Annotated in this window: 11 protein-coding genes; 6 read left to right on the top strand and 5 right to left on the bottom strand. The window is 64.6% G+C overall.

Translation table 11 applies throughout. From position 1 onward, the window contains the following. Positions 1-253 precede the first annotated feature (253 nt). From BHD08_RS02320 to BHD08_RS02340, 5 genes are all read left to right on the top strand, one after another. Positions 254-412, top strand: a complete 159-nt coding sequence (locus BHD08_RS02320) for a YqaE/Pmp3 family membrane protein (protein WP_015275395.1) — start codon at positions 254-256, stop codon at positions 410-412. A 195-nt stretch (positions 413-607) separates the two neighbouring features. Then, positions 608-4,117 carry a response regulator gene (locus BHD08_RS02325; RefSeq protein WP_125020667.1) on the top strand — a complete coding sequence of 1,170 codons (3,510 nt, stop codon included), beginning with the start codon at positions 608-610 and terminating at the stop codon, positions 4,115-4,117. A gap of 1 nt (position 4,118) precedes the next feature. After that, on the top strand, positions 4,119-4,937 hold the full coding sequence (locus tag BHD08_RS02330) for a protein-glutamate O-methyltransferase CheR (RefSeq protein ID WP_125020668.1): 819 nt from the start codon (positions 4,119-4,121) through the stop codon (positions 4,935-4,937). Continuing rightward, entirely contained in the window at positions 4,934-5,536 is a 603-nt protein-coding gene (locus BHD08_RS02335; protein WP_015275398.1) for a chemotaxis protein CheB, read from the top strand. The genes BHD08_RS02330 and BHD08_RS02335 overlap by 4 nt, the downstream gene beginning before the upstream one ends. Before the next feature lie 2 nt (positions 5,537-5,538). Then, positions 5,539-6,729 (top strand): hybrid sensor histidine kinase/response regulator, encoded by a 1,191-nt coding sequence (locus tag BHD08_RS02340; RefSeq protein ID WP_125020669.1) that lies wholly within the window; start codon positions 5,539-5,541, stop codon positions 6,727-6,729. 38 nt (positions 6,730-6,767) lie between these two features. On the opposite strand, the gene selO is transcribed toward BHD08_RS02340, so the two are convergent. From selO to BHD08_RS02365, 5 genes are all read right to left on the bottom strand, one after another. Next, positions 6,768-8,228, bottom strand: coding sequence for a protein adenylyltransferase SelO (selO, locus tag BHD08_RS02345; protein ID WP_125020670.1), 1,461 nt, complete (start codon positions 8,226-8,228; stop codon positions 6,768-6,770). Positions 8,229-8,318: 90 nt separating this feature from the next. Further along, complete coding sequence (mscK, locus tag BHD08_RS02350) at positions 8,319-11,609, bottom strand: mechanosensitive channel MscK (RefSeq protein ID WP_125020671.1); 3,291 nt, start codon at positions 11,607-11,609, stop codon at positions 8,319-8,321. A gap of 126 nt (positions 11,610-11,735) precedes the next feature. After that, positions 11,736-13,481, bottom strand: a complete 1,746-nt coding sequence (locus BHD08_RS02355) for a potassium/proton antiporter (protein WP_125020672.1) — start codon at positions 13,479-13,481, stop codon at positions 11,736-11,738. 134 nt (positions 13,482-13,615) lie between these two features. Then, entirely contained in the window at positions 13,616-15,418 is a 1,803-nt protein-coding gene (locus BHD08_RS02360; RefSeq protein ID WP_125020673.1) for an acyl-CoA dehydrogenase, read from the bottom strand. A gap of 105 nt (positions 15,419-15,523) precedes the next feature. Further along, positions 15,524-16,414 (bottom strand): polyprenyl synthetase family protein, encoded by an 891-nt coding sequence (locus BHD08_RS02365; protein ID WP_125020674.1) that lies wholly within the window; start codon positions 16,412-16,414, stop codon positions 15,524-15,526. Positions 16,415-16,572: 158 nt separating this feature from the next. On the opposite strand from BHD08_RS02365, the gene fni reads away from it, so the two are divergent. Continuing rightward, on the top strand, positions 16,573-17,613 hold the full coding sequence (gene fni / locus BHD08_RS02370) for a type 2 isopentenyl-diphosphate Delta-isomerase (protein WP_125020675.1): 1,041 nt from the start codon (positions 16,573-16,575) through the stop codon (positions 17,611-17,613). Positions 17,614-17,633: the final 20 nt, after the last annotated feature.

The following is a 17,633-nucleotide window of genomic DNA, read 5'->3' on the forward strand; positions in this document are numbered from 1 at the left end:
AGCGAAAGCTGGCGCCGCCCCTTTGCTCAAAAGGCGAAGCGGCATGACGCACGATGCCACTCTAGGTGGCTGCGTCTTCCCTCTCTGAGCATCCATCCGATGCCCTCGGCGGCTTATCCGGTCGCCTGCGGACTTTTCTACCCGCTGCCCTGCGGCAGCGGGCATCCCGCCTCACAGCAAGGAACCCGTCTGCGCCAATCAGGTCGATTCAGTAGGCCCTCTTGATGGCCATCCCTGACTGACGGAGACCCTGATGGACCTTATCCGCATCATCGTTGCGATTCTGCTGCCACCGCTTGGTGTGTTTCTCCAAGTCGGCTTCGCTGGCGCGTTCTGGCTGAACATCCTGCTGACGCTGCTCGGCTACATTCCCGGCATCATCCACGCCGTCTGGATCATCGCCCGCCGCTGATCGTCCCGGCCCGGGTTCTGCCGGGCCGTTTTTGAACTCCTCTCCCTGCCCGTGTAGAGTCGCGCGTTCTGCGCTGCGGAACCTATTGCGCGCGAAACACTCAAGAAAACGCTGGTAACCCAGCGCCATCGAACCTTGCTGGCGTCTGCACATCCATGCGCGTTCAGCCCACCCCGGGCATACGGAAAGGAAACCATGAGCGAGTCCTTCATCGACCAGAGCAATTTCAGACGGATACTCAACCGTAACGTGGCCGTGCCACTGGGTTTCGGTTTCCTCAGCGCCTTCTTCTTCAGCGCCATCGTCTATTACCTGCTGAGCGTCGGCCATTGGGTCGAACAATCGGTCAAAGGGGTCGCCCACGCCCATGAGGCGCTGCGCCTGGTCGCCGACCTGGAAACCGGTCTGCGTGGCTACCTGATCGCCGGTGAAGAGCCGTTTCTCGATCCCTATCGCCAGGGGCTGGGGCAGATGGAGCGCGAGTTGGACGCGCTCAAGGATTACGCCGGCAGCGACCCGCTGCAGCTATCGCGCCTCGAAAAAGTCGACGCGGCCCACCATCTCTGGCTGGCTTTTGCCGAAGAGGGCATCTCACGGCGGGCGGCCGGTGAGCCGGTGGTCGATTACGTGCGCACCCGCCGGGGCCTGGACCTGACCAACCAGCGGCGCAACCTGCTCAACGAAGTCATTGCCGAGGAGCGCCAGCTGCGCGCTCAGCGCACCGATACGTCGGAAGTCATTACCACGGCACTGATCGGTGGCTTCCTGCTGTTCAGCCTGATTTTCAGCGGCATGCTGGTCTATCTCGGCCGTCGTGACTTGACCTCCTTGTCCACCACCTATTCAGAGTTGCTGGGCAAGCAACATGCCCATGCTGAGGCATTGGAACAGCAGGCCTGGTATCGCACCGGGCAGACCCAGCTCAGCGATTCGATCATTGGCGAGCTGGCCTTGCCGGCACTGGGCCAAGGCGTGCTGAACTTCCTCTCGCGCTACATCGACGCGGCCGTGGGTGCGCTGTACGTGGTGCAGGACGGCAAGCTGCAGCGCGTCGCCGAATACGCCTACGACCCGGATCACCTGCAGAGCGGCCGAACGCTCAACGTCGGCACCGGTCTGGTCGGCCAGGCAGCGCTCGAACGCCGGGTCATGGCGCTGGAAGACCTGCCGGCGGACTATCTCAAGGTCACCTCGGCGCTGGGTGACACCGCGCCGCGCTCGGTGCTCATCGTGCCGGTGGAAGACAGCGGCATGCTCAACGGCGTGATCGAACTCGGCTTCCTGCGGCCATTGCGCGAGCAGGACAGCGAATTGCTGCGACGCATCGCTCCGAGCATCGCCTCGGCCATCGAAGCCGCGCGCTACCGTCAGCGCCTGCAGAAGGTGCTGGCCGAGACCCAGCAGCTCAACGAGGAGCTGCAGGTGCAGCAGGAAGAGCTGCGCGCCGCCAACGAGGAGCTGGAGGAGCAATCCAACGCCCTGCGCGAATCCCAGGCACACATGGAAGAGCAACAGGCCGAGCTGGAGCAGACCAATGAACAGCTGGCCGAGCAGACCGAGGCCCTGGCCCGTCAGCGCGATCAGATGGACGAGAAGAACCAGCGCCTGAACGAGGCGCAGCTGATGCTCGAACAGCGCGCCGATGAGCTGCAGCGCGCCAGCCGCTACAAGTCCGAATTCCTCGCCAACATGTCCCACGAGCTGCGCACGCCGCTGAACAGCTCGCTGATCCTGGCCAAGCTGCTGGCCGACAACCCGGCCGGCAATCTCAGCGACGAGCAGGTCCAGTTCGCCCGCTCGATCTACTCGGCGGGCAACGACCTGCTCACGCTGATCAACGACATTCTCGACATTTCCAAGGTGGAAGCCGGCAAGCTCGAGGTGCATCCGGAGCTGACCATTCTCAGCCGTCTGGTCGACGGCATGAAGAATCTGTTCCTGCCCCAGGCGATGGAGCGCTCGCTGCAGTTCAGCGTCGAACTGGCCGACGACCTGCCGGCCAGCCTGTTCACCGACCGCCAGCGGCTGGAGCAGATCCTCAAGAACCTGTTGGCCAACGCCTTCAAATTCACCGAGAAGGGTTCGGTGACGCTGCGTGTGGAGCCTCGTGATGACGACCTGCTGGCCTTTGCCGTGCGCGATACCGGCATCGGCATCGCGCAGGAACAGCAGGCAGTAATCTTCGAAGCGTTCCGCCAGGCCGACGGCACCACCAATCGGCGCTACGGCGGCACCGGCCTGGGCCTGTCGATTTCCCGCGAGCTGGCCAACCTGCTCGGTGGCCAGATCGAGGTGCAGAGCGCGCCGGGGGCGGGCAGCACCTTCACCCTGGTCGTGCCGCAGAGCTACAGCGAAGCACGCGTTGCCGAGCCGCTTGTGGTGGAGCCGAGCAGCAGCCCGTCTCTGCCGAGCCGGCCGGTCGAGCCGCCGCAGCGCCGCGCAGAGCCGCAAGCGCCGCGCCATGCGGTCAGTGCACCGCCGCAGCGCCTGCCGGATGACCGCGACAGATTCCCCTTCAAGGAGCGCTGCGTGCTGGTCATCGAGGACGAGCCGCAGTTCGCGCGCATCCTCCATGATCTCGCCCATGAACTGCAGTACAGCTGCCTGCTGGCGCAGAACGCAGACGACGGCTTCGATACCGCGCTGCAGTACAAGCCTGACGCGATCCTGCTTGACATGCGCCTGCCGGACCACTCCGGCCTGACCGTGCTCGAGCGCCTCAAGGAAAACCCGGCGACGCGGCATATCCCGGTCCACGTGGTCTCCGTGGAGGATCGCAAGGAGGCCGCGATGCAGATGGGCGCGGTGGGCTATGCGATGAAGCCGACCACCCGCGAGGAACTGAAGGACGTGTTCAGCCGCCTGGAAGCCAAGCTGGCGCAGAAGGTCAAACGCATCCTGCTGGTCGAGGACGACGCTCTGCAGCGCGAGAGCATGTCGCGGCTGATCGAGGACGTCGACATCGAGATCACCGCTGTCGAGTTCGGCGCGCAGGCGCTGGAACAGCTGCGCGATACGGTGTTTGACTGCATGATCATCGACCTCAAGCTGCCGGACATGGACGGCAGCGAGCTGCTCGAGCGCATGGCCAAGGAGGACATCTGCTCCTTCCCGCCGGTGATCGTCTATACCGGGCGAAACCTCACCCGCGACGAAGAAGCGGCGCTGCTCAAGTACTCGCGCTCGATCATCATCAAGGGCGCGCGCTCGCCGGAGCGCCTGCTCGACGAGGTCACGCTGTTCCTGCACAAGGTCGAGTCGGATATGCCGCCGGAGCGGCAGAAGATGCTGAAAAGCGCGCGCAGCCGCGAGAAGGCCTTCGAGGGCCGCAAGATCCTGGTGGTGGACGACGACGTGCGCAACGTCTTCGCCCTGACCAGCGCGCTGGAACAGAAGGGCGCGCTGGTGGAAATCGCCCGCAATGGCCTGGAGGCCATCGACAAGCTGCAGCACGACACTGACATCGACCTGGTGCTGATGGACATCATGATGCCGGAAATGGATGGCTTCACCGCCATGCAGGAAATTCGCAAGGATGTGCGTTTCGCCAAGCTGCCAATCATCGCGGTAACCGCCAAGGCGATGAAGGATGACCAGGATCGCTGCCTGAGCGCTGGTGCCAATGACTACCTGGCCAAACCCATCGACCTCGACCGGCTGTTCTCGCTGATCCGCGTCTGGCTGCCGAAAGTGGAGCTGCTGTGAAATGCCCGACCGTAATGTCGAGATCGAACTCAAGCTGCTGATCGAGGCCATCTACCTCAAGTACAGCTACGATTTTCGCGACTACTCCGGCGCCTCGCTCAAGCGCCGGGTGTTGCTGTCGCTCAAGCAGCTGAACTGCGACAGCATCTCGGAACTGCAGCGCAAGATTCTCTACGACCCGCAGGCCTTCATGGAGCTGCTGCAGTACCTCACCATTCCGGTCAGTGAGATGTTCCGCGACCCGAGCTACTTCCGCTCGCTGCGCGAGCATGTGGTGCCGGTGCTGCGCACCTATCCGTCGCTGAAGATCTGGATCGCCGGTTGCAGCACCGGGGAAGAGGTCTACTCGATGGCCATCCTGCTCAAGGAGGAAGGTCTGCTGGAGCGCTCGATCATCTATGCCACCGACATCAACCCGCGTTCGCTGGAGCAGGCGCGCCAGGGCATCTTCGCCATCGACCACCTGCGCCAGTACACGGCCAACTATCAGCAGGCCGGCGGCACGCGCAGCTTTTCCGACTATTACACCGCCGCCTACGACTCGGCGATCATGGACAAGGCGCTGAAAGAAAAGGTTACGTTTGCCGACCATAGCCTGGCGACCGATAGCGTATTTTCCGAAACGCAGTTGATCTCCTGCCGCAACGTGCTGATCTATTTCAACAAGCCGCTGCAGGATCGTGCCTTCGGGTTGTTTCACGAATCGCTCTGCCATCGGGGTTTTCTCGGCCTCGGCAGCAAGGAAACCGTCGAGTTTTCCGGCTACGCCAGCTACTACGAGCCGTTCGACAAATCGGAAAGGATCTTCCGCAAGCTATGAGCAGCCCCGCGCAGGCGCTTCTTCAGGCGAGACGCCAGCCGCCCATCGAGGCGGTAGTGATCGGTGCGTCCGCCGGTGGGCTGGAGGCGCTTGGCATGGTGCTCGAAGGCCTGCCCAGCGGTTACCGTCCACCGATTCTGGTGGTCCAGCACATACCTGCCAGCGGACCCACTCATCTGGCCGAGATCTTCGCTCGCAGAACCCGGCTGCAGGTCAAGGAAGCGAACGACAAGGACCAGTTACGCTGCGGAATGCTGTACTTTGCCGCACCCGGTTATCACCTGTTGGTCGAGAATGACCGCAGCCTGTCGCTGAGCCAGGACGATGCGGTGCATTTTTCCCGCCCGTCGATCGACGTGCTGTTCGAATCGGCAGCCGATACCTGGGGCGCGCAGGTCGCCGGTGTTCTGCTGACCGGCGCCAACGAGGACGGCGCTGCCGGTCTCGAGGCGATTCACCGCTGCGGCGGTTTGACCGTGATCCAGGACCCCGCCGAAGCGGCGGTGCCGACCATGCCACGCGCCGCCCTGCAGCGCTTCGCACCGGATTTCATCTTGCCTCTGCGCGACATCCACCGTTTGTTGCGAGAACTGGAGTGACCATGCCCGACCGTGCCGACGAGGTGAACCTGCTGATCGTCGATGACCTGCCGGAGAACCTGCTGGCGCTGGATGCCTTGTTGCAGGCGCCAGGCGTGCGGGTGCATCAGGCCGAGTCGGCCGAGCAGGCGCTCGAATTGTTGCTGCGATACGAGTTCGCCCTGGCCATTCTCGACGTGCAGATGCCCGGCATGGACGGTTTCCAGCTGGCCGAGCTGATGCGCGGCACCGAGCGCACCAAGCAGATCCCGATCGTTTTCGTCAGCGCGGCCGGCCGCGAGCTCAATTACGCCTTCAAGGGCTACGAGAGCGGTGCGGTGGATTTCATGCACAAACCGCTGGATGCCCATGCGGTGCGCAGCAAGGTCAGCGTGTTCGTCGACCTGTACCGCAGCCGCAAACGCCTGGCGCGTCAGCTCGAAGCGCTGGAGCGTAGCCGTCGCGAACAGGAAGTGTTGCTTGATGAACTGCGCAGCACCAAGGCCGAGCTTGAAGATGCAGTGCGCATGCGTGACGATTTCATGTCGATCGTCTCCCATGAGCTGAAAACGCCGTTGAACACGCTGATTCTCGAGGTGCAGCTGCGCAAGCTGCAGCTCGGCCGCAACAACCTCGCGGCCTTCAGCGAAGAGCGGCTGCGCAACATGGTCGACAAGGACGAGCGGCAGGTCCAGAGTCTGATCCGCCTGATCGACGACATGCTCGATGTTTCGCGCATCCGCACCGGCAAGTTGTCGATTCGTCCGAGTCGCACCGACCTTGCCGAGCTGGTCGGTAATGTCGTGGAGAGCTTCGCCGCGCAGATGGAAGCCTGCGGTTGCGAGCTGCGACTGGAGCGGGCCGAGTCGATCATCGGCGTGTGGGACGCTTTCCGCATCGAGCAGGTGCTGGCCAACCTGCTGACCAACGCCATGCGTTACGGTGCCGGCAAGCCGGTGCAGGTCAGCGTCACCTCATGCGCAGAAGGTGCCTGCATCGAGGTGCGCGACCACGGCATCGGCATCAGCCCACAGAGCCTGGAGCGCATCTTCTGCCAGTTCGAGCGCGCCGAGGGCAGCGAAGGCAGCGCTGGCCTGGGGCTGGGCCTGTTTATCGCCGACCAGATCGTCCGCGCACACAACGGCCGCATCCAGGTGCAGAGCGTGGAGGGGCAGGGTTCGCAGTTCCGCGTCCTGCTGCCGCTGGGCGAATAGCCGAAGCCTGTCGGCTGGCCTCTATCGCCTGTCCATCCTCAGGACGAACAGCTGATTTCCAGATGCTTGCCCCATTCCGGTGGCCGTTCGGCGTAGCGCTGCATGCCGGGCTGTTCCTCGAAGGGCCGGGCAAGTACGGTGTGCAGCTCGCGTACCGGGGCGTAGTCGCCTTTCTCCGCGGCCTCGATGGCCTGCTGCGCCAGGTAGTTGCGCAGGATGTACTTGGGGTTCACCGCCTGCATCCGCGTTTGCCGCTCGGCTGGATCGCCGCCCTCCAATGCCGTGCGGGTGCAGTAATCCGCCGCCCAGGCATCGAACCCCTGCAAATCGACGAAGTCCTCGCGTAGCCGGCGTACCGCCTGCTCGGCAGGGCTCTCGCTCAGTTCGCGAAAGAAATTCGTGTAGTCGACGGCACTGGCCTGCATCAGCTGCAACAGACGGCGCACCAGCGCATCGTCAGCTGCTTCGGCCTGGGCGAAACCCAGGCGCCGGCGCATCAGGTCCAACCATTCGGCCTCGTACAGTGGCAGGAACAGCTCCATGGTTTCGCGCAGCACCTTCACCTCGACGAAAGGTGTCAGCGCCTGCGCCAGCGCGGCCAGGTTCCAGTGGGCAATGGGCACCTGATTCTCGAAGGAATAGCGGCCGGTGTCGTCCGAATGGTTGCAGATGAAGCGCGCATCGAAGTCGTCGAGGAAGGCGTAGGGGCCGAAATCGAAGGTGATGCCGAGGATCGACATGTTGTCGGTGTTCATCACCCCATGGCAGAACCCGTAGGCCTGCCAGCGGGCGATCAGCGCGGCGGTGCGCTCGAGCACCGTGCGGAAGAACGCATGGAAGGGCTCGGGGTGTTCGAGCAGCTCGGCAAAGTGCGCCTCGATGACGTGCTCGAGCAGCTGCTTCAGTTCGGCGTGCTGGCGGGTGTAGTAGAAGAACTCGAAGTGACCGAAGCGCACGTGGCTGGGCGCCAGGCGCAGCAGCATGGCGCCGCGCTCCGGGCGCTCACGGTAGACCAGTGAGTCCGAGCCGGTGACGCACAGCGCACGAGAGCTGGGAATGCCCAGCGCATGCAGGTGTTCGCTGGCCAGGAACTCGCGGATCGATGAGCGCAGCACCGCGCGGCCATCGCCCATGCGCGAGTAGGGCGTCTTGCCGGCGCCCTTGAGGTGCAGGTCCCAGTATTCGCCCGCTTCGTTGACGACCTCGCCGAGCAGCAGTCCGCGGCCATCGCCGAGTTGCGGGTTGTAGCTGCCGAACTGGTGGCCGGAATAGACCATGGCGCGCGGTTCGGCCGTGGACCAGATCTTGTGCCCGGAAAACAGCTCGGTGAACAGCGGCTGCTCGGCTTCGGCCGGGGCCAGATCCAGCAGCGCCATCGCCGCTTCGCTGGCAACCACCAGGCGCGGATCGCTCAGCGGCTGCGGCGACACCTCGGTGGAAAAGGTGTCGCCGAGACGGGCGAAGCGATTGTCGAAGGTCAGTTGGGTCAGGCTTTTCAAGATGCCTCCGGCACGGCGTACAGCAGCAATGGCCCGGCCGGTGCCGGGCATGTTCAGGACGTTGGAGGCCGCGAGCTGGCTGAGTGTTCCTCAGCCGCGATCGTCGGTCGACGGCTTCTGTTCGTCGGCGGGCTTGGGCGTGGCGCTCAATTGCAGCTGCTGACCGGCAAAATTCTTCAGGAACACGTCGACCTGGCGGAAGGCGATGTTGATGCCGGCCTTGTTGAACTCGCGGTCGATGAAGCGGTTGATCTCGTCGGTGGCCGGGTTGCGGTCGCCGAGATCGCGCACGTGGATGCGCAGTTCGTGATCCAGGGTGCTTTCACCGAAGTTGAGGAAGAACACCTGCGGCTCTGGATCCTTGAGTACGCGCGGGTTGGCTTGGGCGGCCTTGTAGAGCAGGGTCTTCACCTGCTCAAGGTCCGAGCCGTAGGCCACGCCGACCTTCAGCGTCACGCGGGTGACGGTGTCGCTCAGCGACCAGTTGATCAGCTGGCCGGTGATGAAGGTCTTGTTCGGGACGATGATGTCCTTGCGGTCGAAATCGGTGATGGTGGTGGCGCGGATGCGGATCCGGCTGACCGTGCCCGACAGGTTGCCGATGGTCACCACGTCACCGATGCGTACCGGGCGCTCGAAGAGGATGATCAGGCCGGAAATGAAGTTGGCGAAGATCTCCTGCAGGCCGAAGCCAAGGCCGACCGAAAGTGCGGCCACCAGCCATTGCAGCTTGTCCCAGCTGACGCCGAGGGTGGACAGCGTGGCGACGATGCCGAAGCCGGCCAGCGCGTACGACAGCAGGGTAGTGGTGGCATAGGCGCTGCCTTGGGCCAGGCGCAGCTTGGACAGCACCATGACCTCCAGCAGGCCGGGCAGGTTGCGCGCCAGGGCGACGGTGATGGCGATGATCAACAGCGCGCCGAGCAGGTTGTTCAGGCTGATCGCCGCGGTGGTCAGGGCATCGCCGCTGCCGCTGGTGTATTCGTAGAGGGTGATGTTGTCCAGGTAGGACACTACCGAGATCAGGTCCGACCAGACCCAGTACAGCGCCACCAGGAACACGCCGAACATGGTCATGCGGGTCAGGCGCAGGGACTGCTGGTTGACCTGTTCGATATCCAGCCCCGGCTCGCCCTGGGTTTCTACCGGGTCGCCGGGTTCTTCGGTCTGCGCCTGACGCTTGGCCAGTGCGCGCTTGTAGGCCAGACGCCGCGCGGCTACGGTCAGTCCGCGGATCAGCGCCGCCTCGACGACGATCCAGATCATCAGCAGGTAGAGCGTATCGATCAGGCGGTCGGTGAGCTTCAGTGCGGTGTAGTAGTAGCCGAAGCCCACCGCGACGATCAGCGCGATCGGCAGCATGCTGAACAGCAGGCCGATCATCAGGCGCAGCGGCGGCGCGTTCTGGCTCGACGGCCCCTTGAGCAGCAGACGATTGAGACGCCAGCTCATCAACGCGAAGCAGGCCAGCACCACGAGGATGCCGAGGACGTCGTCGGCCAACCGCGCTGGCTGGTGTTCGGCCACGCTGACCACGGCGACCAGGGCCATGACGATCATGCCCAGGCGGCGGATCTCGTCACGCAGGAACGCCACCTGCGGCCGTGACCAGCCAAAATGCAGTTCGGCCACGCGGCCTGGCGAGAGCATCCGGTAGGCGCTGTAGAACACCAGCCAGGCCTGGGCCATTTCGTACAGCGCAGCGCCAAGCACGTAGTTCTGCCCGCGGGCGTCCATCTGCAACAGGTAGCCGCACAGCGCCAGGAACAGTGCGCCGGGCAGCGCCAGCAACAGGTTGAGCAGCAGCGCCAGCGGCGTGTGCAGCTGGCTGTCGTTGCGGAAGTGGCCGATCTGCTCGCTCAGTGAGCTGAGCTTGGCGTCGATGGTCTTGCGCCACCAGAGCAGCCCGGCGATCAGCAACAGCAACGGCAGGAAGAACAGCGGGCGCTCCTTGAGCCCGGCGCCCAGTTCCTGGATTGCCGAAAGCCACGGCATCGCCGCCAGCTGGGCTTTCAGGCGCTGTACCGACCCCTGCAGCCAGCCGAGATCCAGCGGCTTGTTGCTCGGAATCCAGAACATCTGCTCGTCGAGGGTATCGCTCAGGGTGCGCGCGGTGTCCTGCAACTGTTTCTGATTCAGCTGCAGGGTGATCGAGGCGTTGAGCAGGGCGTCCAGTTCCCGGTTTAGGCGATCCAGCAGTTCGCTGCGGGTGGTCGCCAGGTCCATCAGCGTGCGCCGCAGCTCAGGCGTGATTTCGTCTTCCTTCTGCTGTGCCAGCAGTTGTTCGACGTAGGCCGCGGGGTTGCCGGCGGCCTCGCGGCGCTGGTTGAGTTCGAACTGATAGAGACGGATATCGGCGATTTCGTCGGCGAGATTCTTGTCCAGTTGCAGGCTCGGCAAGGCTTGCTTCTGCTGGTAGAGAATGCGCGACAGCAGCAGGCTGCCCTCGAGCACGGCGATCTGTTCTTCCAGCGCCTGGTCGGTCTGGTTGAGGGTGTCGAGCTGCTGGCGGGTTCTGAGGTTCTGCTGATTGAGGCGGTTGAGGCGCTCGGTGGCGCGCAGCAGGTAGTCGGACAGTTTGAGGTTCTCGGCGCTCTCGGCGGCAAGCAGCTTGTCTGAACCGGCCTGCTGCACCCGTGCCGAGAATTCGGCCACGGTCTGTTCCGATTCTGCGCGGCGCTTTTCGTTGATCAGGCTCTGCAGCGCCTGGGTGTCCTGCTCGGCGCGGGCGATGCGCTCGGCGAGCAGGTCACGGCGTGCCTTGCCCAGGTCCTGCAGCAGGCTGTTGCCGGCCAGTTCCTGGCGGCGCAGATCGATCTGCGCACTGAGCGAGACGATTTCGGCGTCCAGCAGCCCCCGGCGTTCCTCGCTCAGCGGCTTGCCTGACTCGCGCCCGCTCTTGAGCAGATTGTTGATTTCCTGGATACGCGTCTGCGCCGTGCTGATCTGCGCCTGGGCGCGCTCCGGGCGGGTCTGCGCGGTGATGATCATGCTGTTGGCAGCGCTGAACTGCTTCTGCCATTCGGAGAGTTCTTCGACCCGCGCGCTCAGACGCTGCTCCAGCGCTTCGACCGATTGCTTGGCGTAGCGCTGCGCCGGGTCTTCATCCGGACTGGCCTTGAGCTTGGCCAGTTCGCGCTGCGCCTCAGCGATCTCCTTGGGGGCCTGGGCCAGCAGCGCCTTCAGGTCCTCGGCGCGCTTGTTGCTGGTTTCGGTCTGCTGAACCATGCGTTGGGTTTGCTCGCCCAGCGACAGTTGCGCAGGTTTCGCCTCGCCTTCGGTGGCCGGCGGTGTGCCAGTCAGGCTATCCAGCGATTGGGCGTGCAGGGGAGCGACGAACAAACAGATCGTCGAGAACAGCAGGGTACGCAGAAGTGACATGGGGGCGTGACGTAGGCGGATGACCAGAGAGGGCGAAAGTCTACGGGCTGCGCCAGTTCTGCGCGAGTACCGCGCAACTGACCGACGGACGGGCGGTTGCCGCGCTGCTCGCCGGCTGGACGCCCGCTAGAACATCAGCTGCGGACCGGGCTTGTCGCCTTCCGGGAATTTGAGGCCGACCTTGCGCACTTCGCCGGCTTCCATCGCCGCCACGGTCCAGGTCAGGCCGTTCCATTCGACCTGGTCACCGACCACCGGATTGCCACTGACCTGCTCGGCCATGAAGGCGCCGATCGTCTGGTTGCCATCCACCTCGCCGAGCTTGAGGCCGTAGAGCGCCGCGATGGCGCTGAGCTGAGCGTCGGCTTCGAGGATGAAATCACCGAAGAAACGCAGATCCTGGCCGCGCGTGGGCGCCTGGCTGAACAGCTTGCCGAGCGCCGGCAGATCTTCGTCGTGGCCGATCACGCAGAGAATGTCGTCGACCTGCAGCCGGGTACTGCCGGAGGGGTGCAGCAGTTCCTTGCCGCGGAACAGTGCGGCGATGCGTGTGCCGGGCGGCATCTTCAGCTCGCGCAGCGCGGCGCCGACGCACCATTTGCTGGCGCTCAGGCGGTAGACGAACATCTCCCACTGGCTGGTGGTGTGCACCTGCAGACCGCTACGCGAAACCGGCATCGGCGAGGGCGGTACTTCCACCTTGGCTTTCTTCGCCGCCCAGGCCAGGGTCGAACCCTGCAGCAACAGCGACACCAGCACGATGAAGAACGCCACATTGAAGAACAACTGCGCGTTTTCCAGCCCTGCCATCAGCGGGAACACCGCGAGGATCACCGGCACCGCGCCGCGCAGGCCGATCCAGGAAATGAACAGGCGCTCGCGCAGGTGAAAGCTGCGAAACGGCAGCAGGCTGACGAACACCGCCAGCGGCCGGGCGAAGAGGATCATCCACAGCGACAGGGCCAAGGCCGGCAGCGCGATGGGCAGCAGCTCGCTGGGGGTGAGCAGCAGGCCGAGCACGAGGAACATGCTGATCTGGCTGAGCCAGGCCAGGCCGTCGAACATGTGCAAGATGCCGTGGCGATTGCGGATCGGCCGGTTGCCCAGCAACAGACCGCACACGTAGATCGCCAGGATGCCGCTGCCGCCGATGGCGCCGGACAGCGCGAAGATCATCAGGCCGCCGGCCACTGCCAGCAGCGGGTAAAGGCCGTCGGCCACCGACAGGCGATTGATCAGTTGCAGCAACAGCCAGCCGCCAAGCAGACCGAGCACGGTGCCGATGCCGAACTGCTGCAACAGGGTGAGAAGGAAGTCCCAGCCGAAGGTGGTGCGGCCGGCGAGCAGCATGTCGATTAGGGCGACGGTGAGGAACATCGCCATCGGGTCGTTGCTGCCCGACTCGATCTCCAGGGTCGAACCGACCCGCTCGTTGAGTCCCTTGCCGTTGAGCAGATTGAACACCACCGCGGCATCGGTGGAGCCGACGATGGCGCCGATCAACAGCCCCTGCAGCAGCGGCAGATCGAACAGCCAGGCGGCGGCCAGCCCGGTCAATCCGGAGGTGATCGCCACGCCCAGGGTCGCCAGAGAGAACGCCGGTTTCAGTGCAACGCGGAAGGTGGCGGTGCGGGTGCGCATGCCGCCATCGAGCAGGATCACCGCCAGCGCCAGGTTGCTGATAATGAAGGCCAGCTGGTAATCGCCGAAGACGATACCGCCAACGCCGTCGACCCCAGCGAGCATGCCGACGGCAAGAAAGATGACCAGGATCGGTACGCCGAGGCGGTTCGACAATGAGCTCATCAGGATGCTCGCAGCCACCAACAAGGCACCGATAAAGAACAGGTGGTTGAGGTTGCCGAGGTCCAAATCAGGTCTCCGTCAGAGAATGCCGCCTCGCGCTCATGCACGGGATATGCCAGCGATTCTAACCCGATGATTTGGCAGGCTGTAAAAAAAACGCCCCGCATGAGCGGGGCGCCGTACGTGTTGTACGCGATGCCCTAGAACCAGGCGTCCTGCATGGTCAGGCAGGTGTCGTCGCGTGCTTCGAGGATGGCCAGTTCGGGCTCGCAGGCCGGAACTTCCCAGGTCAGGAAGTAACGCGCCGCCTGCAGCTTGCCGCGATAGAAGTCGGCGTCTGCGGCGTTGCCCTCGGCGAGTCCGCGTTCGGCGCGCAGGGCCTGTTCCAGCCAGCGCCAGCCGATCACCGCATGGCCGAACACCTTCAGATACAGTGCCGAGTTGGCCAGCGCCTGGTTCACCTTGCCCGCTGCGAGATCGCCGAGCAGGGCCTGGGTGACGCTGGTGAGGCGGGCGATATGCTGCTCCAGCGGCTTGCGCAGGGCGGTCAACGAGTCGTATTCGGCGGCGCGTGCGCAGCTGGCCTGGATCAGCCCAAGCAGTTGGCGCAGGCCGGCGCCCTTGTTCTGCATCAGCTTGCGGCCGAGCAGGTCCAGCGACTGGATGCCGTGGGTGCCTTCGTGGATCGGGTTCAGGCGGTTATCGCGGTAGTACTGCTCCACCGGGTATTCGCGGGTGTAGCCATGCCCGCCGAGAATCTGGATCGCCAGCTCGTTGGCTTTCAGGCAGTACTCCGACGGCCAGGATTTGACGATCGGTGTCAGCAGGTCGAGCAGCTCGCTGGCATTGCGCCGCTCCTCCTCGCTCTCGGCGGTGTGCTCGTCGTCCACCAGGCGTGCCGAGTACAGGCCGAGATCGAAGGCGCCTTCGACGTAGGCCTTCTGCATCAGCAGCATGCGCTTGACGTCGGTGTGCTCGATGATCGGCACCTGGCTTGAGGCCGGGTCCTTGCCGTCCGGCAGGCGGCCCTGCGGGCGCTCGCGGGCGTAGTTCAGCGAATAGAGGTAACCGGCGTAGCCGAGCATGATCGCGCCCATGCCGACGCCGATGCGCGCCTCGTTCATCATCTGGAACATGTAGGCCAGGCCCTTGTGCGGCTCGCCTACCAGGTAACCGACGCAGTTGCCGTTGTCACCGAAGTTCAGCGCGGTGCTGGTGGTGCCGCGCCAACCCATCTTGTGGAACAGCCCGGCGAGCAGCACGTCGTTGCGCTGGCCGAGGCTGCCGTCGTCGTTGACCAGGAACTTCGGCACGATGAACAGGCTGATGCCCTTCACTCCGGGGGGCGCGTCCGGCAGCTTGGCCAGCACCATGTGCACGATGTTTTCCGACAGCGGATGGTCGCCGCCGGAAATGAAGATCTTGTTGCCCTTGAGCCGATAGCTGCCGTCGCCCGCCGGTTCGGCGCGGGTGCGGATGTCCGACAGCGAGGAGCCGGCATGCGGCTCGGTGAGTGCCATGGTGCCGAAGAAACGGCCTTCGAGCATCGGCTGCAGGAAGCGCTGCTTCTGCTCTTCCGAGCCGAAGGTCTCGATCAGGTGCGAGGCGCCCATGCTCAGCATCGGGTAGGAACTGGTGGCGATGTTGGCCGACTGGAAATGCGCGAAGCAGGCCCGCGACAGCAGGTTCGGCAGCTGCATGCCGCCGTCGTCGAAGCTGCGCTGGGCGTTGTGGAAGCCCGCCTCGATAAAGGCGTCCACCGCTGGCTTGACCTCGGGAATCAGCACCGCTTCGCCGTTGACGTACTGCGGCTCGTGCTCGTCGGACTTGCGATTGTGCGGCGCGAAGTATTTCTCGGCGATGGTCCGCGCGGTGCCGATGGCGGCGTCGAAGGTTTCGCGGCTGTGATCGGCAAAGTGCTCGCGGCGGGTCAGGGCCTCGGCGTCCAGCACTTCGTAGAGTTCGAACGCCAGGTTACGCGGGCAGAGCAGGGTCTCGGTCATGGTCAACCTCCGTTTTCATCCGCCCGAGTCTAAGGACCGCGCTTTTCCATTGCCTAGCTTCATCCATTGCACTGATGAAGCGTCAACACGGGGTCGAGCCATCGTTCAGCCGAACAGCTGGCGCATCAGCGCGGCCAGTGCGCCATCGCCCAGGCCGGCGGCGTCGAGATGGGTCAGTGCGGCCTCTCGGTGAGTTGCCAGCTGTTGCTCGGCTGCCTGCTGGCCGAGCAGCGAGACCACGGTGGCCTTGGCCCGATCCTGCTGGCAGTTCTTGCCGGTCTGCTCGGGTGTCAGACCATCGGCGATATCGTCGAGCAGCTGGAAGGCCAGGCCCAGCTCGTTGGCAAAGCCTTGCAGATGGCGTGTCCGCGTCCGCTCCGCGCCGGCAAGCAGGGCCGCAACTTCCAGCGCGGCGGTGAACAGCGAGGCGGTTTTCAACTGGTTGGTGGCGATCACCGCGTCGAGCTGCTGTGCTTCTTGTGCACCATGCAGGTCGCGGAACTGCCCACGTACCAAGCCTTGCGCACCGACCGAGCGCGCGAGGATGGCCACCGCGTCGTTGCGCTGCCTGGGGGTGAGCCGGGGCGCGGTGGCGGTGATGCCATAGGCATGGCTGAGCAGGGCGACCGCGGCGAGCACGGCGACGTCTTCGCCGAAGCGCAGATGAATGGTCGGCTGTCCACGCCGCAGGCTGGCGTTGTCCATGCATGGCATGTCGTCGAGAAACAGCGAGGCGGCGTGGATCATTTCCAAGGCGCAGGCCGGGTCCAGGCCGATATCCGGGTCGATGCCCAGATCACTTAGCGCCAACAGCAACAGAAGCGGCCTGAGCCGCTTGCCGGGTGCCAGCGTGCCTTCGCGCAAGGCCAGGCTGACCTTGTCCAGCTCCGACTCGGGGAATGGCAGGCGCAGCGCCAGGCGCTCATCGACCTGCCGGCGCAGGCGCAGCAGGCTGTCGCATTGCGGAAGCGGGACGGGGGAATTCTGCGTTTGCATGGCGGTGCCCTCGCTGGCGCCCCAGTTCGAGCAGCCGGGTTGCGCAATGTTGTACAACGATTGGACGTTATGACAAAAACCTGTACAACTCGTTGCCATCGCATAGCACTTTTTTCAGGGCGTCACGTCCAAACAAGTCTTCCCGGGAGCCGATTTCCATGAGCAAGCAATCGTTGGTCAGCCGCAAAAACGATCATCTGGATATCGTCCTGGACCCGGCGCGGGCAGCCGGTGCGACGGGTACCGGTTTCGGCGCATTCCGCTTTGAGCACTGCGCCCTGCCCGAGTTGCACCTGGACCAGATCGACCTGAAAGGCACGCTGTTCGGTCGCAGCCTGCGAGCCCCGCTGCTGATCAGCTCGATGACCGGCGGCGCCGCACGTTCGGCCGCGATCAATGCGCACCTGGCGGAAGCCGCGCAACATTTGGGTATCGCCATGGCGGTCGGCTCGCAGCGGGTTGCGCTGGAGACCGCCGGTGATCAGGGCCTGACTGGGCAGCTGCGTCAGCTGGCGCCGGACATCCTCTTGCTGGCCAACTTCGGTGCCGCGCAGCTGGTGCGCGGCTACGGCGTGGATGAGGCGCGCCGCGCGGTCGAGATGATCGACGGCGATGCGCTGATCGTGCACCTGAACCCGTTGCAGGAGGCGGTGCAGCCGGGCGGCGATCGTGACTGGCGAGGCGTGCTGCGGGCGATCGAAGCGCTTGCCAGCCGCCTGGCTGCGCCTGTGGTGATCAAGGAAGTCGGTGCCGGCATATCCGCGACAGTGGCACGGCAGCTGGTCGACGCCGGTGTTGCCGCCATCGATGTGGCGGGCTCTGGCGGGACCAGCTGGGCCGCGGTGGAAGCCGAGCGAGCCACCGATGTTAGCCAGCGCGCGATCGCCCAGGCCTTCGCCGATTGGGGCATTCCCACCGCGCAGGCGCTGCAGGCCGTGCGCGAGGCCTGTCCCGGCACACCACTGATCGCCTCCGGCGGCATCCGCGACGGGGTCGAAGCAGCGAAGGCGATCTGCCTGGGCGCCGATCTGGTCGGGCAGGCGGCCGGGGTACTGCAGGCGGCGATGCTCAGCAGTGATGCGGTGGTACAGCACTTCGAGGTGCTGATCGAGCAGCTGCGGATTGCCTGTTTCTGCACGGGCTCGGCCAGCCTCGCCGAGCTGCGGCAGGCGCGGCTGCTGCAAGTCTCCGGCTACTGAAGCCCGGACGGAGCCGCCAG

The organism is Pseudomonas sp. SCT (genome assembly GCF_003864275.1).
GTDB classification, from domain to species: domain Bacteria; phylum Pseudomonadota; class Gammaproteobacteria; order Pseudomonadales; family Pseudomonadaceae; genus Stutzerimonas; species Stutzerimonas stutzeri_AE.